This window comes from Chryseobacterium sp. CH25, from assembly GCF_004119455.1.
Lineage (GTDB): Bacteria > Bacteroidota > Bacteroidia > Flavobacteriales > Weeksellaceae > Chryseobacterium.
This window is the reverse complement of record NZ_NRQT01000001.1, coordinates 674,486-696,669: the sequence shown is the minus strand read 5'-3', so window position 1 is coordinate 696,669 and position 22,184 is coordinate 674,486. Positions and strand designations below refer to the sequence as shown.

20 protein-coding genes are annotated in these 22,184 nt (G+C 36.2%); 11 read left to right on the top strand and 9 right to left on the bottom strand.

The annotated features are described in order from the left end of the window. Positions 1 to 85: 85 nt before the first annotated feature. From BOQ64_RS03095 to BOQ64_RS03060, 8 genes are all read right to left on the bottom strand, one after another. Positions 86 to 1,972 (bottom strand): AMP-binding protein, encoded by a 1,887-nt coding sequence (locus tag BOQ64_RS03095; protein WP_129056124.1) that lies wholly within the window; start codon positions 1,970 to 1,972, stop codon positions 86 to 88. A gap of 72 nt (positions 1,973 to 2,044) precedes the next feature. Next, positions 2,045 to 2,404, bottom strand: coding sequence for a response regulator transcription factor (locus tag BOQ64_RS03090; RefSeq protein WP_129056125.1), 360 nt, complete (start codon positions 2,402 to 2,404; stop codon positions 2,045 to 2,047). 9 nt (positions 2,405 to 2,413) lie between these two features. Next, entirely contained in the window at positions 2,414 to 5,116 is a 2,703-nt protein-coding gene (locus tag BOQ64_RS03085; RefSeq protein WP_129056127.1) for an ATP-binding protein, read from the bottom strand. Then, entirely contained in the window at positions 5,109 to 5,303 is a 195-nt protein-coding gene (locus BOQ64_RS03080; protein ID WP_129056128.1) for a hypothetical protein, read from the bottom strand. The genes BOQ64_RS03085 and BOQ64_RS03080 overlap by 8 nt, the downstream gene beginning before the upstream one ends. A gap of 72 nt (positions 5,304 to 5,375) precedes the next feature. After that, positions 5,376 to 5,603, bottom strand: coding sequence for a DUF6814 family protein (locus tag BOQ64_RS03075; protein WP_129056130.1), 228 nt, complete (start codon positions 5,601 to 5,603; stop codon positions 5,376 to 5,378). Positions 5,604 to 5,646: 43 nt separating this feature from the next. Next, positions 5,647 to 7,227, bottom strand: a complete 1,581-nt coding sequence (locus BOQ64_RS03070) for an MFS transporter (protein ID WP_129056132.1) — start codon at positions 7,225 to 7,227, stop codon at positions 5,647 to 5,649. Positions 7,228 to 7,336: 109 nt separating this feature from the next. Beyond that, positions 7,337 to 8,716 (bottom strand): porin, encoded by a 1,380-nt coding sequence (locus BOQ64_RS03065; protein WP_129056134.1) that lies wholly within the window; start codon positions 8,714 to 8,716, stop codon positions 7,337 to 7,339. Positions 8,717 to 8,968: 252 nt separating this feature from the next. Continuing rightward, complete coding sequence (locus BOQ64_RS03060) at positions 8,969 to 9,385, bottom strand: helix-turn-helix domain-containing protein (protein WP_129056136.1); 417 nt, start codon at positions 9,383 to 9,385, stop codon at positions 8,969 to 8,971. Positions 9,386 to 9,545: 160 nt separating this feature from the next. On the opposite strand from BOQ64_RS03060, the gene BOQ64_RS03055 reads away from it, so the two are divergent. The 8 genes from BOQ64_RS03055 (at position 9,546) to argH (ending at position 18,604) form a co-directional block, all read left to right on the top strand. Continuing rightward, positions 9,546 to 10,184 carry a GNAT family N-acetyltransferase gene (locus tag BOQ64_RS03055; RefSeq protein ID WP_068942750.1) on the top strand — a complete coding sequence of 213 codons (639 nt, stop codon included), beginning with the start codon at positions 9,546 to 9,548 and terminating at the stop codon, positions 10,182 to 10,184. Beyond that, entirely contained in the window at positions 10,156 to 11,352 is a 1,197-nt protein-coding gene (gene argG / locus BOQ64_RS03050; protein ID WP_129056139.1) for an argininosuccinate synthase, read from the top strand. The genes BOQ64_RS03055 and argG overlap by 29 nt, the downstream gene beginning before the upstream one ends. Positions 11,353 to 11,406: 54 nt before the next feature. Continuing rightward, positions 11,407 to 12,372, top strand: a complete 966-nt coding sequence (gene argC / locus BOQ64_RS03045; RefSeq protein ID WP_129059631.1) for an N-acetyl-gamma-glutamyl-phosphate reductase — start codon at positions 11,407 to 11,409, stop codon at positions 12,370 to 12,372. A 264-nt stretch (positions 12,373 to 12,636) separates the two neighbouring features. Continuing rightward, positions 12,637 to 13,782 carry an aspartate aminotransferase family protein gene (locus BOQ64_RS03040; RefSeq protein WP_129056141.1) on the top strand — a complete coding sequence of 382 codons (1,146 nt, stop codon included), beginning with the start codon at positions 12,637 to 12,639 and terminating at the stop codon, positions 13,780 to 13,782. Between the two features lie 324 nt (positions 13,783 to 14,106). Beyond that, complete coding sequence (locus BOQ64_RS03035) at positions 14,107 to 15,060, top strand: N-acetylornithine carbamoyltransferase (RefSeq protein WP_129056143.1); 954 nt, start codon at positions 14,107 to 14,109, stop codon at positions 15,058 to 15,060. Between the two features lie 76 nt (positions 15,061 to 15,136). Beyond that, positions 15,137 to 15,931: an acetylglutamate kinase gene (gene argB / locus BOQ64_RS03030; RefSeq protein ID WP_129056145.1), complete on the top strand. Its 795-nt coding sequence runs from the start codon at positions 15,137 to 15,139 to the stop codon at positions 15,929 to 15,931. Beyond that, positions 15,906 to 16,988: a M20 family metallo-hydrolase gene (locus BOQ64_RS03025; protein ID WP_129056147.1), complete on the top strand. Its 1,083-nt coding sequence runs from the start codon at positions 15,906 to 15,908 to the stop codon at positions 16,986 to 16,988. Before argB ends, BOQ64_RS03025 begins: the two co-directional genes overlap by 26 nt. 311 nt (positions 16,989 to 17,299) lie before the next feature. Beyond that, on the top strand, positions 17,300 to 18,604 hold the full coding sequence (argH, locus tag BOQ64_RS03020; RefSeq protein WP_129056149.1) for an argininosuccinate lyase: 1,305 nt from the start codon (positions 17,300 to 17,302) through the stop codon (positions 18,602 to 18,604). 312 nt (positions 18,605 to 18,916) lie between these two features. Here argH and BOQ64_RS03015 read toward each other — a convergent pair whose 3' ends face one another. Then, positions 18,917 to 19,378, bottom strand: a complete 462-nt coding sequence (locus BOQ64_RS03015; RefSeq protein ID WP_050021307.1) for an Lrp/AsnC family transcriptional regulator — start codon at positions 19,376 to 19,378, stop codon at positions 18,917 to 18,919. Between the two features lie 239 nt (positions 19,379 to 19,617). On the opposite strand from BOQ64_RS03015, the gene BOQ64_RS03010 reads away from it, so the two are divergent. From BOQ64_RS03010 to BOQ64_RS03000, 3 genes are all read left to right on the top strand, one after another. Next, complete coding sequence (locus BOQ64_RS03010; protein ID WP_129056151.1) at positions 19,618 to 20,508, top strand: aspartate carbamoyltransferase catalytic subunit; 891 nt, start codon at positions 19,618 to 19,620, stop codon at positions 20,506 to 20,508. Between the two features lie 165 nt (positions 20,509 to 20,673). Beyond that, positions 20,674 to 21,747 carry a carbamoyl phosphate synthase small subunit gene (locus BOQ64_RS03005; RefSeq protein ID WP_129056153.1) on the top strand — a complete coding sequence of 358 codons (1,074 nt, stop codon included), beginning with the start codon at positions 20,674 to 20,676 and terminating at the stop codon, positions 21,745 to 21,747. Positions 21,748 to 21,826: 79 nt separating this feature from the next. Continuing rightward, complete coding sequence (locus BOQ64_RS03000; protein ID WP_164975760.1) at positions 21,827 to 22,141, top strand: four helix bundle protein; 315 nt, start codon at positions 21,827 to 21,829, stop codon at positions 22,139 to 22,141. Positions 22,142 to 22,184 lie beyond the last annotated feature (43 nt).

Sequence of the window (22,184 nt, the reverse complement as noted above, 5' to 3'; positions counted from 1 at the left end):
AATTGTATTGATAGTTTGTTTTTGACTTTAAGTTTTGCAATAATTTAAATCAAAATGATATTTAAATATATGTTTAATTTTTCGGTTAGGCCCTATATTCACTGATCTTTTCCTGAATTTCCTCAATGATTTTTTCATCATCAATCGTAGATGGAATCTGAAAATCTTTTCCGTCCAGCAATGTTCTGATCAGCTTTCTTAAGATCTTTCCGGATCGTGTTTTAGGTAAGCGTTTGACAACCATAACGTTTTTTAGAAAAGCTACAGCACCAATCTTTTCACGAACCATTTGAATGATGTTCTTTTCCAGTTCTTCTTCGGTAATGGTTGTTCCGTTTTTTAAAACAACTGTTGCAAAGGGAACCTGACCTTTTAAGTCATCATCAATTCCTACTACAGCGCATTCTGCAACATCAGGATGTGAAGAAACAATCTCTTCCATTTCGGATGTGGAAAGCCGATGGCCGGCTACATTGATGACGTCATCCACTCTTCCGGTAATGAAAATATAACCATCTTCATCCTGTATAGCTCCGTCTCCTGAAAAATAGTATCCTTTGTATTGTGATAAATAGCTGCTTTCAAATCGGTCATAATCTTTCCATATTCCCAGCATAGCTCCTGGTGGCAACGGAAGTTTTATAACTAAGTAACCTTCGTGATGCGGATCCTGTTCCAATCCGTTTTCATCAAAGATTTTAATATCATATCCTGGGATAGGTTTCCCTGCAGAGGCTCTTTTGATTTTATAATTTTCATCAAAAGTTAACAGTCCAAGCATTGGCCATCCTGACTCTGTCTGCCACCAATGGTCGATGGCCGGAACACCAATATGTTCAGCAAACCAGTCTAAAGTGGCTACATCACATCGTTCCCCGGCAAGGAATTGTTTCTTGAAATGTGACAGATCGTATTTTTTAACCAACTCACCGTTAGGGTCTTCCTTTTTAATGGCTCTGATGGCTGTAGGAGCTGTAAACATAGCTGAAACTTTATATTCAGAAATAATTCTCCAGAAAGTTCCTGCATCAGGTGTCATGATAGGCTTTCCTTCAAAAACAATTGTTGTATTTCTATTGAGTAGAGGTCCATAAACAGAATAACTGTGTCCAACAGCCCATCCAAAATCGGAAGCAGCCCAATAAGTTTCTCCTGGTTCAATACCATAGATATATTTCATGGAGAACTTTAAGGCTGTTGCATAACCTCCTGTATCACGAACAATTCCTTTAGGCTTTCCTGTGGTTCCGGATGTATAAAGCAGGTAGAGCGGGTGAGTGGATTCTACTGCAATGCAGTCTGCAGGTGTTGATTTTTCAACCAATTCTTCATAATCAATAAGCCCATCAAACATTTCATCCTGGTTATCTACTAGTTTCCTGTTGTAAACGATAATGTTGTCTACTTTATCCTGAGCCAGTTCAATCGCTTTTTCTACCAATGGAAGATAAGGGATTCTTTTGGCGATTTCTATTCCTGCTGTTGCTGTGATTAAAACTTTAGGTTTGCAGTCGTCAATTCTTACCACTAGCTCATGAGGAGCAAAGCCACCGAAAACTACATTGTGAATCACTCCAATTCTCGCACAGGCAAGCATAGCAAAAAGAGTCTGAGGAATCATAGGCATGTAAATAACTGCTGTATCTCCTTTTTTTAAGCCTAAAGAAGCTAGTCCGCCGGCAAATTTTGATATTTCTTCTTTGGCCTGATTGAAAGTATAGATTTTCTTCTGACCAGTTACCGGGGAATCATAAACAATAGCATTCTGATCTCCGAAATCGTCTTCAATATGCTTGTCAATGCATAAGTAGCACATGTTCAGTTTTCCGTCGGCAAACCATTGTGGATAATCGTTGGCGTCTTTTGAAAGAATCTGTTGAGGAAATTCAAACCATTGTATTGCATCGGCCTGTTCTTTCCAGAACTTTTCTTTGTCTTCTATGCTTTGTTTAAATAAAATATCTGTATTCATATCAATTCAATAGTTGTGTGTTTGGTATTCTTTTATCCTTGTCCAGGTTTTAAACCTTGTCCAGGATTTTCTCTAAAACAGCTCTTCAATCTGCTGCATCAGCTTCTTAATAGAATAGGGCTTTGTTACATACGCATCAGCTCCCATTTCAAGGCCTTTTTCAATATCTCTCGGATTGTTTTTCGCACTCAGGAAGATCACTTTTGTATTTTTCAGATTTTCATCCTGCTTGATGATGTCCAGTGTACTGTAACCATCAAGATTCGGCATCATGATATCGAGTAGGATAACGTCGGGAACCATTGTTTTTAAAAAATCCAGAACTTCTGTTCCGTCACGGGCGATATAGACATCGTAACCGTTCTTTTTAAAACTGTACTCCAGTGACATTAATATTTTGTGTTCGTCATCCGCAATGATTATCTTTTTCATAAAGGCTTTTTAAAGGTGTTCAACTTCATTTTTAATCTCGTTTATTATCTGATCAGGAAGGCTGATGGTAAAGGTTACTCCAAGACCACTGTTTTCAGCTTTTATACTTCCATTATGGGCTTGTATTATTTTCTTGGAAATAGCAAGGCCAAGTCCGCTTCCTGTAGGTTTTAAAATATTTTGATTTTTTGATTGATAAAACTTGTCAAAAATCATTTCCAGATCCTCTTCAGGAATATGTTTTCCGGTATTGAAAATGGTAATGATTAACTGATCTTCCTTTTCAAACAATTTAGTCTGTATCGTTCCCTGTTGATCAGTGAATTTTAGGGCATTTCCCCATATATTCTGAAGAAGCTGGATCATTCTGGCTTCATCATATTCAAATATAACCCGATTCAGGAGATTGACTTCACTTAAGTGAATGTTTTTCTGCTGGATCAGATGGAGAATAGGACTTAGTGCTTTTTTATAGGTTTCAAGGATGTTGTTTTGCTGAATATGTAATGAGATCTCTCCATGCTGAAGCTTATCAAGGTAAAGGATATCGTTGATGATCTCGCTTAACCGGTCGGATTCCGTGATGATATTATTTAAAAACTCCTGTTTAATTTCAAAAGGAATATTATCGTCATCAGCTAAAATTTCCCCTGCTGAGCGAATGGCGGTGATGGGAGTTCTTAATTCATGAGCAACAGAATCCAGAAAATCATCTTTTTGACGGTCTTTAACGATCAGGTTTTCATTGGCATGTCTGAGGTCATCAGAAAGTTTCTGTAATTCTTCAGACTGTTCTGTAAGTTTTTTGTTTAGGCTGATGTTTTCTTTAGATTCTTCAAGGATGTTCAAAACTTCTTTCAGAGATATTTTATCTTCTTTAGTTACACCTTCAATCAGGATTTTAGCAGAAGCAGTTCCTATTCTTCCTGCCAGGAGGTTTTCTGAAAACTTAATGAATCTTGAATCGGCTGTTTCAGTTTTGGAATCGATATTATATTTTAAATTAAAAATCCTCAATGCCTGTTCCGTTTTATTTTTACCTAAAAACCTTTCCAGAATATTTTGAATGTCCGAAATATAAGCGGTTCCTCTCCAGATAAAAGCATTTTCATGATTCTGAATATATTTATCAATGTCTACATACAGTTCAGCAAAGTTTCTTTCACGGTAATTTCCTTTGGTGCTCACTGAAATAACAGTGAATAAACCTGTATTTATCAGAATCGACCAGAAAAAGATCTGTGGAATCCTTGCTAAATAAGGAATAGTGAAGAAATTGAAAGAGTTATACATATCTCTTAAAACCCCTTTGAATTCCTGGTTATACGAGAAATAATATTGTGGAATGATTAATCCGAAATAGCAGATCGCTAATCCGGCAATAAGCCCAATCACAGCGCCTTTGTAGCTTCCTCTTCTCCAGAATATAGCTCCGAAAAATGCCGGTGCCAATTGTGCAATCACCACAAACGAGATTAATCCTACAGAATCCAGAGATGTTTTTAAAATAAAGTATTTGTAAAAAACAAAAGCCATAATGATCAAAGCGAAAATGCTAAATTTTCTAATGGTTGTAATGCTTCTTGTGTTCTGTACTTCGTTTTCGGATTTTAATTTTCCAAGCAAGCCGTAAGGAATAATAAGGTTATTTGAAAGCATGATGGATAAAGTGATGGCTGAAATAATAATCATGGAAATACATGAACTTAATCCGCCAAGGAAAACTAAGACGGTAATTAAAGTATTGTCAAAATGCTGCGGGATTAAAATAGAGTAGAACTCCGGATTTACTTTTTCGCCATCAAAAATCAATCTTCCACCCCAAGCAATCGGGAAAATGAAGATGGTAAAGATCAGTAAATAAAGTGGGAAAAACCAGATTGCGGTTCTGATATGCTTTTCCTGTCTGTTTTCAACAATTGCCGTGTGAAACTGTCGGGGTAATATGCAGATGGCTGTTGCAGAGATCATACACAAGACCATCCAGTTCATGGCTCCTTCAATGCCGTTGAACGTGTTTTTTGCTTTAAAATCTTTAAAATGACTCGCTTTTTGGTAGATGTCATCAAACCCATCAAAAACATAATAGATCACAAAAAGCCCAAGAATAATGATGAAAAATAGTTTTAAAAAGCTTTCCAGTGCAATTGCGGAAATAATTCCCAGTCGTTTTTCTGAAGCATCTACATATCTTGTTCCATAATAAGAAGAAAACAGAGCAATTAAAATAACAACAAATGTGGCATTATCAGTCAGGATATCCTTTGACATAGGAGTTTCCGTTACCAAATGAAAAGTTTCAGAGATTGCTTTAATCTGTAATCCGATATAAGGTACAATTGCCAGAAGACAAACAACGGTGATGATAGCACCCATACTTCTACTGTTTCCATATCGTAATGAGATAAAGTCTGCAAGGCTGCTTATTTTATTAACTCTTGCGATTCTTACAATTCTGGTATTGATATAAATCCACGCGGGAATAATCATAGCCGGGCCAATGTAAATTGGTAAATAATTTAATCCGCTTGTAGCAGCTACACCAATGCTTCCGTAGTAAGTCCATGCAGTACAATACACAGCCAGCGACAATGCATAAATATAAGGGTTGTTGATCCAGAATTTGCTTCTTTTCTTCTCTGCCAGGTGGGCAACTAAGAACAGAAGAGCCAGATAAAACAGAACCACAAAAAATAAAGCGAAACTACTCATTGTGCTTTTTTACAATTACAAAGGAAATCATGATGGAGACCATCCAGACAACAAACAGGTAGATCAGAATCATAGGATATCCGAAAATTTCCCGCTCACTATTGAAGAGGAGTGAAATAGGAATACTGAAAGCAATCATCAGTCCGATGCTCAGGATAACCAGCTTTTGTTCGTGTCTTTTTTTCATAAATTGATGATGGATAAAAGATAATTGATGAACAGTATCATTCATCAATTATCATTCATCTCTTATTATTAACTATATTTTTTCGTCAGAATATTCTCCTGTTAAAGCATAATACCCGAAAACAGCCATTCCACCTGAAATAATCGGCATCAGTACAAAAAGAATGATGATGCCAAAAACCAGATCCTCCTGCTTTCCTGAGGTGATCTTTGGAATTCCCATTACTGTAGTTCCAAAATATCCTACGACCACTGCAATTGCGATCCAGAGTATGCCTAATATTTTTTTTAGTCCGTTCATTTTAGTAGTTTTAAAATTAATAAAAATTTGAGTGATTCAGTGATTAATCGTGAAGATTATTGTTCTTATTTTTAAGATAAATTAATCCGATAACCAAGCAGACTGCGGCTACTCCGATCGGATACCATAATCCTTCAAGATACCAGGTGGCGTGTCCGGCTTCTTTTCCGGTAGTTACCAGGTAAGTAGCTACAGCAGGAAGAAGTCCACCAAATACACCATTTCCGATATGATAAGGTAAAGACATTGAGGTGTAACGGATTCTTACCGGGAACATTTCAACAAGGAATGCTGCAATAGGGCCATAGACCATCGTTACGAAAATAACTTGAATGAATACTAAGAATACTAAATACCATTTTGTGTTGTCACTCACTTTTACAGATTGTGAAACCTTCGGTTCTTCAGCTTTTCCATCTTTCATCACTGGGCCGCTTGGAGACCAATGAACGATACTGTCTTTTTTAATCAGAGTTCCGTCTGTGAAAAGAGTTTCCTTATGGAACGTAATAAGACTGTCTGTAGCGACATCTTTATGGATTTTAGTAGTTCTGTTTTCTGTAATTCCATTAACAGCTACTATTTTATTTTCAAGACTGACACTTTTGAACATGCTGTCGTAAATAGGTCTGTAGGCTAAAATAGCAACCAGCATTCCGGTCATCATCACGGCTTTTCGTCCTATTTTATCTGATAACCATCCGAAGAATACAAAGAAAGGTGTTCCTAAAAATAAAGCAGTGGCCATTAAATAATCTACCTGGGTGGAGTCGATATTCATTACCTTCTGCATGAAGCTCATGGCATAGAATTGTCCTGTATACCAGATCACTCCTTGTCCCATTGCAGCTCCAAATAGGGCAAGCAGAACGAATTTAAAATTGAATTTATTACCAAAGCTTTCTTTTAAAGGGTTTTTAGAGGTTTTTCCTTCACTTTTCGCCTTTGCAAAAAGCGGAGATTCTTTCATGTTTTTTCTGATGATGTAGGAAACGCCCACCATTAAAATAGAAATCCAGAAAGGAACTCTCCAGCCCCAGCCATCAAATTCTTCAGGAGAAAGACTGGTTTTTGTAATCAAAATAACAATTAGGGAGATGAAAAGTCCTGCTGTGGCTGTAGTTTGGATCCATGATGTCCAGTAGCCTCTGCGATGAGGTTGTGCATATTCTGCTACATAAGTGGCAGCGCCTCCGTATTCGCCACCAAGAGCAAGACCTTGTAATAATCTCAGGATTAAAACCAAAACCGGTGCAAGGAATCCGATGGTTTCATAGCTTGGGATACATCCGATAAGGAAAGTAGAGAAGCCCATGATCAATAAAGTAACAAGAAAAGTATATTTTCTTCCGATAATATCACCCAATCTTCCGAAGAATAGGGCTCCAAAAGGTCTTACCACAAATCCAGCTGCAAAAGTGGCCAGAGTAGATAAAAATGCTGCTGTCGGATTATCTGCCGGGAAAAATTTAGTCGCTAAAACGATGGCTAAACTTCCGAAAATATAGAAGTCATACCATTCTATCAGTGTTCCAAGTGACGAAGCAGTGATAACACCCCAGATGGTACGGTTTTTCTGCTTGTCAGTCATGTTTTCATAACTTTCGTGATGATTGTCGCTCATATTGATTAGTTTTTGATGTTAATGGAAAATGGAATAGGAGAGAAGCTTTGTTCTTAATAGGACTTAACTTAACTCCTCTTATAATTTTTATTGCCTTAGTGTATTGAGATTATAAATAGATCTGGAATTGTACAATGAATTCTCCTTTTGAAGAAGGACTTTCACTAGGGCTGGTATAAACCGGTCTTGTGGAGTATTGAGTTGTGATTTTGGCATGATGTCCATCAATAAACCAGTTAGCTCCAATGTCAAACTGTGAAGATGATTTATCAAAAGCCTCAAAGTTTTTGTGAGTATAAGCTGCAAAAGGTTGTATTCTGATCTTTGGCTTTTCTGCCTGACTTGGTAATAGTAAACCCGCCTGTGCGTAGATAATATTACCTGTTCCGATGGTTGGTTGTAGATTTCCTGGGCCTGCAATAGCTTTATTGCCTGTAAAGTTAGGGTCAGATGCTGCAATATTCATGGTTCCCAGATTTCTTACATAGTTTGGGCCGAAATTGTAGTTATAGTATCCGGCATAAGCAGAAACCGCCATTTTATTTTTGGCTTCTCCCAGTGGAATATCTGCAAAGGCATCTACTGCGAAAAGAGTAATATCGTGTTTTTCGACATTTGAATTAACAGAAGTTCGGGTTCCGTCTGCCTGATGATAAAATCCTGCTCCTACATTGAAAACTTTCTTAGTTCCCAAGTAAGATCCTACTTTAAAGGGTAGTGTATTGGATTCTTCGTCAAGAAATTGATATTCAACATATCCTGCTTTCGAGAAACTCGGATTTCCATTATTGTCTACTGCTACAGCTCTTGAAGGATCAGTTACATTAGCTGGAGCAAGATCTGTAGCAAAAGGTTTGTTTAAGCTGAAACGGTATTCTAATTTTCCATATTTACCCTTAGCGAACATTCCAATTTGTCTTCCGAACTGATCCGAATTATCAATTAACGGCCAGGAGAATACCGGAGAATCTACGGTAAGAAAATTAAGAGTAGATGCCATAGTCATACGGGAAAGTCCCATATAATAATGAAGCCCCGCCCCTAAAGATAAACTGAATTTTCCCGCTTCTCCAGGTAAAATAACTGCGTATTCATTCCAGGCATCATGAAAAAACATCTGGGTTTTCTTTCCATTTCCGTAACCGCCTGTTCCTGAGGTTCCTGATGCACCTCCATTGATGAAGGTTTGGTTATTGATTCCAAAATGAAGAAGAATCATATATCTTTTGGAGATCTGTGCGTATGTTAAAGCGCGTAATCGTCTGTTTCCCAGGCTCCAAGTATTGTCTGTTGGTTCATTTCCAACCATGCTTCCGGGATTCATAGCACTGTTTCTTAGCCAAAGCTGATCCCATAAAATAAATCTGATGAATTTGTCTCCCTCAGGATTGAGGTTGAGTTTTAATCCACTGCCGTAATCAGGAGAACCTTGCGAATACATAGAACTGCTAATTAAGGCTACTCCAATGAATGTAAGTAATTTCTTCATAAATTATCAATTTTTGGCGTTGTTTTTTATGAATGCCAAATTGGAATTAATAATTTATTTACGAAAATTTAATATATATTAGTGGTAATAGTATAGGTATAATTTGTTGCGAGATACGAGTTTCGTGTTTTATCGTCCGAGGTTTTGAATTTATTTCATTATTAATTTATTGATAATTAGTGATTTGTTGTTCTTGTTTTACATCTCGTATCCCGCATTCCATAACTCGTATCTCGAACCCCGTATCCCGATCTACTTCTTAAACCTTTCCCACTTAATCAACATATACTTATCAGCAAACTGAGTGATGATAATCCCAGAATTTTTGATATTTTCTTCCTTTGCTATATATTCAATTAATTCATTTTGTTTCAATATTTTATATACAGGATGGAATTCAGAATGTGGTGGTCTTGTGATATTGTATTTTTTGATCCATGAACTTACAGTAACATGAGAAACGCCAATAATTCTTTCAATTTCACGATAGCTTAAGCCTTCGAGATATAGCTGTAATGCCTTGGTGACATAGTAATCGTCAATCTGTTTTCCCAGTTTTTTAACGGTAAAATAATAGTTGCAGGTTTTACAGTGAAACCTTTGTTTATCATTGATAATGCCGCTTTTAACAACTTTATTACCCTTGCATTTAGGACATGTATTTTCCATAACTATATTATTTTAGCAAATATATAATAAATTAGCAAATATATAATTTTGAATAAAGATAATTTTACCTGCTTAAATTTTTAAAACAAAAAAAATATCTTTTTAATTTGGTTTTTAAAGAAAATATATTTTAAATTTGCCAAAAAAATTAGATAAATAAATGGAAATAGAAATTTCCTCATGCGAACATCTAATGTATGTGAGTGAAATACAGCAGGAAATGTATGATTCTGCACAGCGTAGAGGAACGGGGATCGCAAAACGTTCCATCGAATATTTGAGTAAAAAGATTTCAGAAGGCAATGCTGTGGTTGCTACTGAAAACGGTGAGTGGGTAGGCTTCTGTTATATAGAAACCTGGTCACATGGGAAATTTGTTGCCAATTCGGGATTGATTGTATCTCCCAAATTCAGGCATGGTGGAGTGGCTACTCAAATTAAGCATAAAGTTTTCCAGTTATCTAGAGAAAAATATCCGGAAGCGAAAGTATTCGGTTTAACAACAGGTCTTGCGGTAATGAAAATCAACAGTGATTTAGGATATAAGCCTGTTATTTATTCTGAATTAACACAGGATGAAGAGTTCTGGAGTGGTTGTAAGAACTGTGTGAACTACGAGATTCTAATGAAAAAGGAACGTAAAAACTGCTTATGTACAGCGATGTTGTTTGTTCCGGAAAATATAAAAAATAATGAGGCTGTAAATAATCAGCCTGATCATAATAAAGTAAACAGTGTTGTGAATGCACAACCAGAAATTAAATATAGCAATGAACAAGAAAGTCATCTTAGCGTTTAGTGGAGGTTTAGATACTTCCTACTGTGCAAAATATCTTAGTGAAACACTGGGGTATGATGTATATGCAGTTACTGTAAATACCGGAGGTTTTTCCAAAGAAGAAGAAAAAGAGTTGGAGAAAAAAGCTTTAAACCTTGGGGTAAAAGAATACAGGTGCGTAGATGCTCAGGAAGATTATTATAATTCTTGTGTGAAGTATTTGATTTTCGGAAATGTGTTGAAAAATAACACCTATCCTCTTTCTGTAAGTGCAGAACGTACCATTCAGGCACAGGAAATTGCAAAATATGCTATTGAAGTAGGAGCAGATGCTATTGCTCACGGAAGTACAGGAGCTGGAAACGACCAGGTTCGTTTTGATCTGATTTTCCAGGTAATGTGTCCAAGTATTGAGATTATTACACCAATCCGTGATATGGCTCTATCCCGTGAAGAAGAAATTGAGTTTTTGAAAAATCATGGGTATGAAATGGAATTCCATAAAGCGCAATATTCAGTAAATAAAGGGCTTTGGGGAACGTCTGTAGGAGGGAAAGAGACTTTAACATCAAGAAATTATCTGCCGGAAGAAGCTTTTCCATCTCAGGTTCAGGAAACTCAACCATCGGAATTGGAAATTGAGTTTAAAAATGGAGAAGTAGTAGCAGTAAACGGAGAAAGCTTTAATCATTCTGTATATGCTATTCAGAAAATAGAAGAATTGGCTTCTGCTTATGGAATTGGCCGCGACATCCACGTTGGTGATACTATTGTAGGAATTAAGGGAAGAGTAGGATTTGAGGCTGCTGCAGCTTCAGTGATTATCAAAGCTCACCATTTATTGGAGAAACATACGCTTTCAAAATACCAGCAAATGATGAAATCCCAATTATCAGATTGGTATGGAAACTGGCTTCACGAAGCACTTTTCTTAGATCCTGTAATGAGAAACATTGAGTCTTTCCTAACAGATTCACAGAAAACAGTGAGTGGAAAAGTTTTTGTAACCCTTCATCCGTACAGATTTATTTTAAACGGAATAGAATCCAATCACGACTTAATGTCTGATAAATTCGGAAGCTACGGAGAAGCGAACAGAGCATGGACGGGAGATGATGTAAAAGGATACACAAAAATTGTGAGCAACTCTCTAAACATATACCATCAGATCAACCAAAATATCAACTAAAGTTCCGAAGGAACGATTTACCCCAAGATAAGACGCAGTCCTATCGATTAAAGTATGAAAAAGACAGTAGGAATAGTCGGAGCCAACGGTTATACAGGAAGCGAGTTGATACGCTTGTTGGCTTTCCATCCCCATGTGACATTGAGTTTTTTATATAGTCGTTCGAATTCGGGAACAAGAATTTCTGATCTGTACCCGGATTTAACGACAGTTTGTGAGCAGGTACTGACGGATCAACCTGAAGAAGTGGATATTCTATTTCTGTGCCTTCCACATAAAGAAAGCCAGAATTGGTTAACCCAAAATCAGGTTAAAGAAGAAACGTTGGTTATTGATTTAGGAAATGACTTCCGATTGGATGGAAATTTTGAAAACAGAAATTTTATCTATGGATTGCCGGAAATCAATAAAAAACAACTGTCGGGTTCAAAAAGTATTGCGAATCCAGGGTGTTTTGCTACAGCAATTCAATTGGCATTATTACCATTGGCTGGAAAAGAAGTTTTAGATGAGGTTTTTACAACAGGAATTACAGGTTCTACAGGTGCTGGTCAGTCTTTACAGGCAACCACACACTTCACCTGGAGGAATGATAATGTATCAGCTTACAAAACATTAACTCATCAGCATGTAGATGAAATTTTACAGCAAATAGTTTTGTTTAATCATAAAAATGTCAGCCTGAATTTTGTTCCATGGAGAGGTGATTTTGCAAGAGGGATTTTTACAAGTTCTACGGTGAAAACAGATTTGGGACTTTCTGACATCTATCAATTGTATCAGGATTTTTATGCAGAGGCGCCTTTTGTAACGGTAAGTGAAAAAGCAATTGATTTAAAGCAGGTTGTCAATACCAATCGCTGTGTGATCCAGATTGAAAAGAGTGGAAATGTTGCCGTTATTCACTCAGCGATTGACAATTTGTTGAAAGGAGCTTCAGGCCAGGCAGTACAAAATATGAACATTGCGATGGGTTGGGAAGAAAATACAGGTTTGAATTTAAAACCGATAGCCTTTTAAATAGTTAATAAGTCAATCATAAGTTTTAAAAACTAGAATTAAATCTGACTTAGGAAAATGGAGCGTTAAGAAAATTATTTCTATGAACGTTAAGAAAATTCTACTGTTTGAAGCGCGAGGAAAATAGTAAGTCGAAAGGCAGATTTCAAATTCGCGCAAGTTTTAGAATTTTTAGAGAATAGAACTAATTTTTAGCGGAAGTTTCCAGGTCTTGAACTTTTGTTTCTTTTGTTTCAAGACAAAAGAAAAATAAAAAAACAAAAAATGAATTTATTCAACGTATATCCATTATTCAACATAAATCCAATTAAAGCTCAGGGATCTTTTCTTTGGGATGATAAAGGAGAACAGTATCTTGATTTTTACGGCGGACATGCTGTAATTTCCATTGGGCACAACCATCCACATTATCAGAACAAACTGAAGGAACAGTTAGAGAAGATTTCTTTCTATTCTAACTCTGTTCAGAATGAATTGCAGGTAGAACTGGCTGATAAGCTGGGAAAACTTTCAGGATATGAAGACTATAACCTTTTCCTTTGTAATTCAGGAGCTGAAGCTAATGAAAATGCTTTAAAACTGGCTTCTTTTCACAATGGAAAAAGCAAAGTGCTTTATTTCTCCGGATCATTCCACGGAAGAACATCCGCAGCAGTTTCTGTAACAGACAATCCAAAAATTGTTGCTCCGGTTAACTTTTCAGAACGATTCATCAAATCTGAATGGAATGACATTAAGCAGCTTGAAGAAACTTTTGCTGTACATGGAAATGAAATTTCATCAGTAATTATTGAAGGAATTCAAGGAGTAGGAGGAATTATGATTCCAACACCAGAGTTTTTATCTAAAATTAAAGAACTGTGTGAAAAACATGATGCTGTTCTGATTCTGGATGAAGTGCAGTCAGGATATGGACGAAGCGGATATTTCTTTGCTCATCAGGAATTTGGAGTTGAAGCAGATATTATTACTACAGCCAAAGGAATGGGAAATGGATTTCCGGTTGGCGGAGTTTTAATCCATCCTAAATTTCAGGCAAGTAACGGTTTGCTAGGAACAACATTTGGAGGAAATCACTTAGCTTGTGTAGCTTCAATTGCTGTTCTGGATGTAATGAAAGATGAAAATCTTATCGAAAATGCTCAGCAAATGGGTGAGTATATTGAAAATGAAATTAAAGGTTTACCACATATTAAATCTATCCGAAGGAAAGGATTGATGATTGGAATAGAACTCGATAGAGACTGTTCAGAAGTAAGGAAAAGCTTACTATTCGATCATCATATTTTCACCGGAAATTCTAACGATAAAACAGTGTTAAGGATTCTTCCGGCACTCAATATCAAAAAAGAAGAAACGGATCTTTTTATCAATGCTCTTAAAACAGTATTGGAAAACATTGAAGATTAAAAAGACTAGAAGGCATGATAAAATTCTAACGTAATATTTGTCATTCCGTAAGAATCTAAACAGGGTAACCAGCCTTCAAATCTTTAAACCACAAAAATCACAAAAGGGTTTAAACACTTAAGTGATTGTAAGAAACTACTAAACGCTTAAGAAGTACACTTAAGTTTTCGAAAATCTTTGATTTTTCTCTTATGTGAACTTTAATATGCAGTTTCATTTGAAATCAGCTTAAGTGTTCTAAAGTGTTAAATAAAAAGCTTTTGTGTCTTTTGTGGTGAGATCAACATTTAAATAGGTAAAGGAAATCTTTAAAATCAATTCAAAATGAAAAAATTCACCGCTGTAAGTGATGTAGAAAACTTACAGGAAATCATAAAAAAAGCTTTAGAAATAAAAGCAAACCCACTTTCTGAAACAGAAAAAGGAAAGGGAAAGACAATAGGTCTTGTATTTTTAAATTCAAGCTTAAGAACCCGTTTAAGCAGCCAGATTGCAGCACAAAACCTAGGCTTAAATATATTAACCTTAAATGCAGCTCAGGAAGCATGGAATCTTGAATTTGCAGATGGAGCTGTAATGAACGGAGATACTGTAGAACATATCAAAGATGCTATTGAGGTTTTAAACCAATATTGTGACATCATTGCGGTACGTTGTTTTGCAGGAATGAAAAGTAAGGAAGATGATGTAAATGAAAGTATTCTAAGTCAGTTTGAGCAACATGCGAAAGTACCTGTTATCTCCCTGGAATCAGCAACCCGTCACCCGTTACAAAGTTTGGCAGATTGTATTACCATTACAGAAAACTGGAAAAAAGAACATAAGCCAAAAGTAGTTTTAACTTGGGCTCCGCATATTAAGCCAATTGCTCATGCAGTAGGAAATTCCTTTGCAGAATGGATGCAGGAAATGGATGTTGAGTTGGTAATCACCAATCCGGAAGGATATGATTTAGATCCTGCTTTTACAAAAGATACGAAAGTAATTCACGATCAGAATGAAGCACTAAAAGATGCAGACTTTATCTACGTGAAAAACTGGTCTTCATTCGATGATTATGCTGCAATGCCGGAAGTAAAAGAAGATTGGATGCTTACCAATGAGAAATTGGCGAATACCAATCAGGCAAAAGTAATGCATTGCCTTCCGGTTCGTCGTAATGTAGAATTAAGCGATGAAGTAATGGATGGAGAAAATTCAATCATCTACCAACAGGCAAAGAACCGTATTTTCTCAGCACAGGCAGTATTCAGCGAAATTTTAGACAATATAAAATAGCATCCAACGAGTCCCGAAGGGACGATTTAACCCAAGATAGGAATTCATTCCTGTCAATTCTAAATGTAAAATAAAAATGAAACAGAAAATATACATCATAAAAATAGGCGGAGCGCTCATTGATGATGAACGATTACTGGATCAGTTTTTAGATCAGTTTTCCGAAATTAAAGAAAAGAAGATCCTTGTGCATGGCGGAGGGAAGTTAGCGAATACGCTGGCTGATAAACTTGGCATAGAGCAGAAGATGGTGAATGGAAGGCGGATTACAGATAAAGATACATTGGATATTGTGACGATGGTGTATGCGGGGGGAATCAATAAAAATATTGTTGAAAAGCTACAGCAGAAAAAATGTAATGCAATAGGGTTTTCGGGAGCAGATGGAAATCTGATTAAAGCTAAGAAAAGAGAGCATCCTGAAATAGATTTCGGATTTGTGGGCGATATCAATAAGAAGAGTGTGAATAGAAAGCTTATCTCAAAATTGATGAAACTGGATCTTGTTCCTGTATTTTCTGCGATTACCCATGATAGAAAAGGAAATCTGTTTAACACCAATGCAGATACAATTGCTTCTGTGATTGCTCAGGCTTTGTCTGAGAAGTATGAAGTTGAGCTGTTGTATTGTTTTGATAAGCAGGGAGTGTTGGGAAACGTGGATGACCCGGAATCTCTTATCAAAAGCATTTCTGAAAACGATTTTACAACGCTGAAAGAAGAAGGAAAGCTTCACAAAGGGATTTTACCCAAACTAGAAAATGCTCTTGGAGCTGTAAAGAATAATGTAAATAAAGTGTTTCTGATTAAAGAAACAGAACTGAAAAATCATATAGAGAATCATCATGCAGGAACTGAAATCTGTTTATAATAAAGAAGAATTATTGAATAATGCTGTTGAGCTGCTTAAAAAGCTGATTGAAATTCCTTCGTTCAGTAAAGATGAATTCAATACATCGGTGGAAATTGAAAACTTCTTTAAGAAGCACCAGATCCCGACCAAGCGTTTTAAAAACAATATCTGGGCGGTAAATAAAAACTTTGATGTATTTAAACCATCCGTTTTACTGAATACGCATCATGATACGGTAAAGCCTAATAAAGCTTACACGTTGGATCCGTTTGTGCCGATTGAAAAAGATGGTAAACTGTTTGGATTGGGAAGCAATGATGCCGGAGCTTCTCTGGTTTCTATGGCGCAAGTTTTTTTACATTTTTTTGATAAAGAAGATTTAGAATATAATTTAGTGATTGCGTTGACAGCAGAGGAGGAGATTTCAGGTTTTGACGGAATTGAGGCTCTGTTTCCACAGTTACCCAATATAGAGCTGGCCATTGTAGGAGAACCCACGCAGATGAATCTGGCTATAGCTGAAAAAGGACTGTTGGTGATTGATGGAGAGATGAAGGGAACTCCTTCTCATGCTGCTCATCCGAATGACGATAATTCCATTATAAAATGTATGGAGGATTTACAGGGAATCTTAAACTTTAAGTTTCCAAAGGTTTCAGATTACCTGGGAGAAGTAAAAGTAACCCTTTCAGGAATTCATGCTGGTGTACAGCATAATGTAGTTCCTGAATCCTGTCATTTCACACTGGATGTAAGGGTAACGGATGAATATTCCAATAAAGAAGCCTTTGAAATTATCCAGTCCCAGATGAAATCAACGCTTACTGCAAGGTCTTTCAGATTGAATTCATCTAAAATAGAAATGGATCATCCGTTTGTAAAAGCAGGGTTGGAAATAGGAAGGACAACCTATGGTTCGCCAACGTCTTCGGATCAGGCAATTATTCCATGTACCTCTGTAAAATTAGGTCCTGGAGACAGTAGGCGCTCGCATACGGCAGATGAATTCATCTATATCAGTGAAATAGAAGAAGGAATTGAGATCTATATCCAGATTTTGGAAAAGGTGTTATAAAGAAGGAAGAGGGGAGCTGGAAGAAAGGAAGTTATTGCGGTTTGTTATTAACTCCCAGCCTCCAGCTTCAGCCTTCCAGCTCAATATATATTTTGACTACGCTCAGCAGGCATTAAAGTTTCGTTTTTAATAAAGATTTATGCAAAAAATACCATTAGAAAGAGACTTTAAATAATAAGGAAATGTTTTTTTATAGTTAATAGTAATAAGGATCGCCTTGCTGGGCCTGTCAAAATCAATCAAATATTTTAAATCGGACTGTATATTATCGGGAATGATGATATTCAGTCTTAGAAAATCAAAACTTACTTATGAAAAAAATATGGCAAAAGGACGACCTGGCCACCAATATATTAGTCAATAACTTTACCGTAGGAAAAGATCTTGACTTTGATGAACGTTTAGCGAAATATGATGTTAAAGGTTCGATGGCACATTGTAAAATGCTGGAAGAAACTGGAATTATTTCTCAGAAAGAATCGGAACAGATGTTGGCAGTATTAAACGATATTTTACAAGAAATTGAAAGCGGAAATTTTGAAATTGATAAAGAAGCTGAGGATATCCATTCTCAGGTAGAAGCGATCCTGATTACAAAATTAGGAGACACTGGAAAGAAAATTCATACAGCACGATCAAGAAATGATCAGGTTTTACTGGATATCAAACTGTATTTACTGGATGAGATCCGTGAGATTACAGCACTTACCGATGAGTTCTTCCAGATTTTGATCCAATTGGCAGATCAGCATAAAAATGTACTGCTTCCAGGGTATACCCATTTGCAGATTGCTATGCCTTCCTCTTTTGGATTATGGTTCGGAGCATATGCAGAAGCCCTTTTAGATGATGTAGAAATGTTGTTTTCAACCAAAAATATCATTAATAAAAACCCACTGGGCTCAGCAGCAGGTTATGGTTCTTCTTTCCCGATCAATCGTGAGAGTACCACTTATAATCTAGGCTTCCAATCGATGAACTATAATTCGGTGTATGCTCAAATGACTCGTGGGAAATCTGAAAAATTACTGGCAATGGCAATGGCGACTCTGGCGGGAACACTTGGGAAATTTGCTTATGATGTGTGCTTGTATTTGAATCAGAACTTTGATTTCATCAGTTTTCCGAAAGAATTTACAACAGGAAGCAGCATTATGCCTCATAAAAAGAACCCGGACATTTTTGAACTGGTTCGTGCACGATGCAACAGAATTCAGGCTTTACCCAATGAATTGATCCTGTTGACTAATAATCTTCCTTCAGGATATCACAGAGATGTTCAATTAACAAAGGAAATTCTTTTCCCTGCAATTGATTCATTAAAAGAATGTCTGGAAATCTTAAGTTATACATTACCAAATATTCAGGTAAAGGATGGAATTCTTGAGGATGAAAAATATAAATACCTTTTCAGCGTAGAGAAGATCAATGAAGAAGTGAAAAGCGGAAGCTCTTTCCGTGATGCTTATGTAAAAGTAGGGCAGGAGATTGAAAATAATGAGTTTGAATTTGAGCCAGGAGCTTTGGATCATACTCACCAGGGAAGTATAGGAAATCTCTGCCTGGATAAAATAGAATACCAGTTCAATAAACTGAAGAATAAATTATTGGGTTAAAATCTAAACCATTAAGATAATAAAGGCTTGAGTAAGCATAAAATCTAAAAATTATTTTAGAATTGCCTTATGTTTTATCGTTGTGAAATCCTTAAATCTTAATTGCTTAAGCTGTCTTAATGGTTGGATTTTATTTGATCTTTGAATTTGATGATTGTGATAAAAACCACAAAGGTTTTTGAGAGAACTTTAAGATAAGATGAGTTAAGAAAAGTTTGAAAATACAGCAATGAACTCTTATCATTCGCTTGCCGAATACTCTTAACTTTTCTTCACTACTTAAAGCGTCTTAATGGTTTAAAAATAAAAAAACTATTCAAGATCAATCTTGAACTTGGTAGATTTCTTTACCTCATGAAGAACGATGGAACTGTGGTATTGCCCAATGTTGGGAAGATTTGAAATAACACTTACTGCAAACTCATTATAAGAGTTAATATCTTTTGCGATAATTTTCAGCATATAATCGTATTCTCCGGAGAGACTGGTGATTTCCTGAACTTCATCATACTTGGAAATGTTTTTCTCAAAAGTCTCCAATACTTTCTTGGATTGCTCTTTAAGTCTTACATTACAATATACGATAATATTCAATCCCAGTTTTTCGCGATTTAAAAGACCTACGTACTTTTCAATGACTCCCTGTTTCTCCAATTGTTTGATTCTTTCATACGTTGGAGTAAAGGTAAGACCAATCTTTTCTGAAATTTCTTTCACTGATAAAGTTGAGTCTTCCTGTATAATGCTGAGAATCATTTTGTCTTTTAAATCCATAGAATAATGTTGTGTTGTAACAAAAATATTAATTTTAAATGAGAATAAGAAGGACTGAAGTTTTTAATTTATTTTAAACTTAATTTTTGCAAGTTCATAAAATTGTTGTATCTTTGCACCTAATGAATAAAAAAGCATTTATATCATTAGATTTACCGGGCGAAAGCGCCCTTTACGATATTTATTGTTATTAGCGAAGATAGTTGTCTTCGCTTTTTTTATGCTCAAAAATTAAGATTATGTTTACGATTACAGAACTAAGTACCGAGAAAATCAACAGTATACTGACAGAAGCGCTGGCTTTCAGAAATGGAAAAACTGCTAAAATTGAAGGCGAAGTTTTTTGCTCCAATCTTTTCTTTGAAGACAGCACAAGAACAAAAACCAGCTTTGATATTGCAGAAAGAAAATTAGGATTGCAGGTTGTTCCTTTTGATGCTTCACACAGTTCTGTAAATAAAGGAGAGAGTCTTTATGATACAGTGAAGACCATTGAAAGCCTTGGAGTAAACCTTGTGGTGATCCGAGATAAGAAAGACAGATACTTTGAGGAGCTTAAGAATATTAAAATTCCTGTAATCAATGGTGGAGACGGAACAGGAAACCACCCTTCACAATGTATGCTGGATCTGATGACGATCTATCAGGAATTCGGAAAGTTTGAAGGATTAAAAGTAGGAATTGTAGGAGATGTAAAACACAGCCGTGTGGCGAACTCAAACGCTGAAGCTTTAAGAAGACTAGGCGCTAAAGTATACTTCTCAGGACCAGAACAATGGTTTGATGAAGGAGCATTAATCAACGGAACCTATCTTTCAGTAGATGAACTGATCTCTGAAGTAGACGTTCTGATGTTATTAAGAATTCAACACGAAAGACACGATGATGCTATGAGTTTTACAGCATCCGACTATCATAAAAGATATGGCTTGACTAAAGAAAGAGAAAAAGCCATGAAAAAAGAAGCAATCATCATGCACCCTGCACCAATCAACAGAGGGGTGGAAATAGATTCAGAGCTGGTAGAATGTGAACGCTCAAGAGTCTTCAGGCAAATGGAAAACGGAGTTTTTGCCAGAATGGCCATCCTAAAAGATGCATTGCAAGAAAAAGGATTTACCTTTAAATAAAGAGCCAAGGTAAAAAAAATACTGAGAGCTCCGTAGGAGCGACCTGTTAATAGCAATTGTAGGGACATCGCCTATTAATAACAATAGAGAGAAACCCTTAGGGAAAAATAAAAAAAGCCTCGTAGAGGCAACCTGTTAATAAAAAAGAAAATCTAAATAGAAAAAATGAAGAAAAAATTAATACTGGAGTCCGGTGAAGTGTTTCATGGAGAAGGTTTCGGAGCAGAATTGGAAACTGCAGGTGAAGTAGTTTTCAATACCGGAATGACAGGGTATCAGGAATTGATCTCTGACCCATCGTATTGTGGTCAGATAGTTTGTATGACCTATCCGCTTATCGGGAATTATGGTATTAACCGTGATGATTATGAAAGTATTGAGCCGGCAATTAAAGGACTTATCGTAAAAGAACTTTGCGATCTTCCTTCTAACTTCCGTACTCAGATTACTTTAGATGAATTATTTAAGAAGAAAAACCTTTCAGGAATTTCAGGAATTGATACAAGAAGACTGACAAGGATTCTTCGTAACTCTGGAGTAGTGAAAGGAAAAATTGTGAATGCTGATGCAGACGAAGCAGCAACAGCAGCAGAACTAAAAACAACCACTTTCCCAATCAATCAGGTAGAAGAGGTTTCTACTAAAACACCTTATGCAAACCCTAACAGAGGTTTCAAAGTAGTATTGGTAGATTTTGGTGCTAAATTAGGAATCATCAGAGAATTATCTCAAAGAAACTGTGACATTATCGTGGTTTCTCAGGATACAACAGCAGAAGATATCCTATTGATGAACCCGGATGGAATTATGCTTTCAAACGGTCCTGGTGACCCTGAAGATGTACCACACGCATTAGATATGATCCGTGGATTATTAGGAAAAGTTCCAATCTTCGGAATCTGTTTAGGACACCAGTTGATTGGTCTTGCTTGTGGAGCAAAAACATTCAAACTGAAATTCGGACACAGAGGAGGAAACCACCCTGTATTAGACTTGGAGAAAAATACGGTTGCAATCACTTCTCAAAACCATGGATATGCAGTAGATCAGGAAAGTTTAAAAGGAACAGACCTTATCGAAACACACATCGCATTGAATGACAGAACCAACGAAGGATTAAAACACAAAATCCACCCTTGTTTCTCAGTTCAGTATCACCCTGAAGCGAGCCCAGGTCCAGAAGATGCAAACTACTTATTTGATGAGTTTATCCAATTAATGGAAGACTTCAAAAAGTAAAAAAGACTTCAGATATTAGACATCAGATAACAGACTTTATCATGCACAATTTTGAAAAACTAGTTTTTGGCAGAAATCGATTGAACTTGCAAAACAGGTTTATATCATTTGCGCAGAATTACCGAAAGATGAAAAGTTTGGTTTGATTTCTCAGATTAAAAGATCTGTAATTTCTATTCCTTCAAATATAGCAGAAGGAGCAGGCAGAAATAATGATAGAGAGTTTTATCACTTTCTTGGAATTGCAAATGCTTCCTCTTTTGAGTTGCAGACACAGTTAATCTTAACTAGAGAATTAAATTTACTTGATGCAGAAAAAGTTGATAGTTTAATATCAAATCTGAATGAAATTCAAAGAATGATTTATACATTCAAATCTAATTTAAAAAAGTAAAACATCCTGTTGGAAGTCTGAAATCTGACATCTAACATCTTGT

Bases quoted from the DNA above. Each gene is read 5' to 3' on its own strand.
- BOQ64_RS03090 (WP_129056125.1), bottom strand. From the start codon at position 2,404: ATGAAAAAGATAATCATTGCGGATGACGAACACAAAATATTAATGTCA.
- BOQ64_RS03070 (WP_129056132.1), bottom strand. From the start codon at position 7,227: ATGAGCGACAATCATCACGAAAGTTATGAAAACATGACTGACAAGCAG.
- BOQ64_RS03075 (WP_129056130.1), bottom strand. From the start codon at position 5,603: ATGAACGGACTAAAAAAAATATTAGGCATACTCTGGATCGCAATTGCA.
- BOQ64_RS03095 (WP_129056124.1), bottom strand. From the start codon at position 1,972: ATGAATACAGATATTTTATTTAAACAAAGCATAGAAGACAAAGAAAAG.
- BOQ64_RS03065 (WP_129056134.1), bottom strand. From the start codon at position 8,716: ATGAAGAAATTACTTACATTCATTGGAGTAGCCTTAATTAGCAGTTCT.
- argB (WP_129056145.1), top strand. From the start codon at position 15,137: ATGAAACAGAAAATATACATCATAAAAATAGGCGGAGCGCTCATTGAT.
- BOQ64_RS03025 (WP_129056147.1), top strand. From the start codon at position 15,906: ATGCAGGAACTGAAATCTGTTTATAATAAAGAAGAATTATTGAATAAT.
- BOQ64_RS03005 (WP_129056153.1), top strand. From the start codon at position 20,674: ATGAAGAAAAAATTAATACTGGAGTCCGGTGAAGTGTTTCATGGAGAA.
- BOQ64_RS03060 (WP_129056136.1), bottom strand. From the start codon at position 9,385: ATGGAAAATACATGTCCTAAATGCAAGGGTAATAAAGTTGTTAAAAGC.
- argG (WP_129056139.1), top strand. From the start codon at position 10,156: ATGAACAAGAAAGTCATCTTAGCGTTTAGTGGAGGTTTAGATACTTCC.
- BOQ64_RS03080 (WP_129056128.1), bottom strand. From the start codon at position 5,303: ATGAAAAAAAGACACGAACAAAAGCTGGTTATCCTGAGCATCGGACTG.
- BOQ64_RS03055 (WP_068942750.1), top strand. From the start codon at position 9,546: ATGGAAATAGAAATTTCCTCATGCGAACATCTAATGTATGTGAGTGAA.
- argC (WP_129059631.1), top strand. From the start codon at position 11,407: ATGAAAAAGACAGTAGGAATAGTCGGAGCCAACGGTTATACAGGAAGC.
- BOQ64_RS03085 (WP_129056127.1), bottom strand. From the start codon at position 5,116: ATGAGTAGTTTCGCTTTATTTTTTGTGGTTCTGTTTTATCTGGCTCTT.
- BOQ64_RS03010 (WP_129056151.1), top strand. From the start codon at position 19,618: ATGTTTACGATTACAGAACTAAGTACCGAGAAAATCAACAGTATACTG.
- argH (WP_129056149.1), top strand. From the start codon at position 17,300: ATGAAAAAAATATGGCAAAAGGACGACCTGGCCACCAATATATTAGTC.
- BOQ64_RS03035 (WP_129056143.1), top strand. From the start codon at position 14,107: ATGAAAAAATTCACCGCTGTAAGTGATGTAGAAAACTTACAGGAAATC.
- BOQ64_RS03015 (WP_050021307.1), bottom strand. From the start codon at position 19,378: ATGGATTTAAAAGACAAAATGATTCTCAGCATTATACAGGAAGACTCA.
- BOQ64_RS03040 (WP_129056141.1), top strand. From the start codon at position 12,637: ATGAATTTATTCAACGTATATCCATTATTCAACATAAATCCAATTAAA.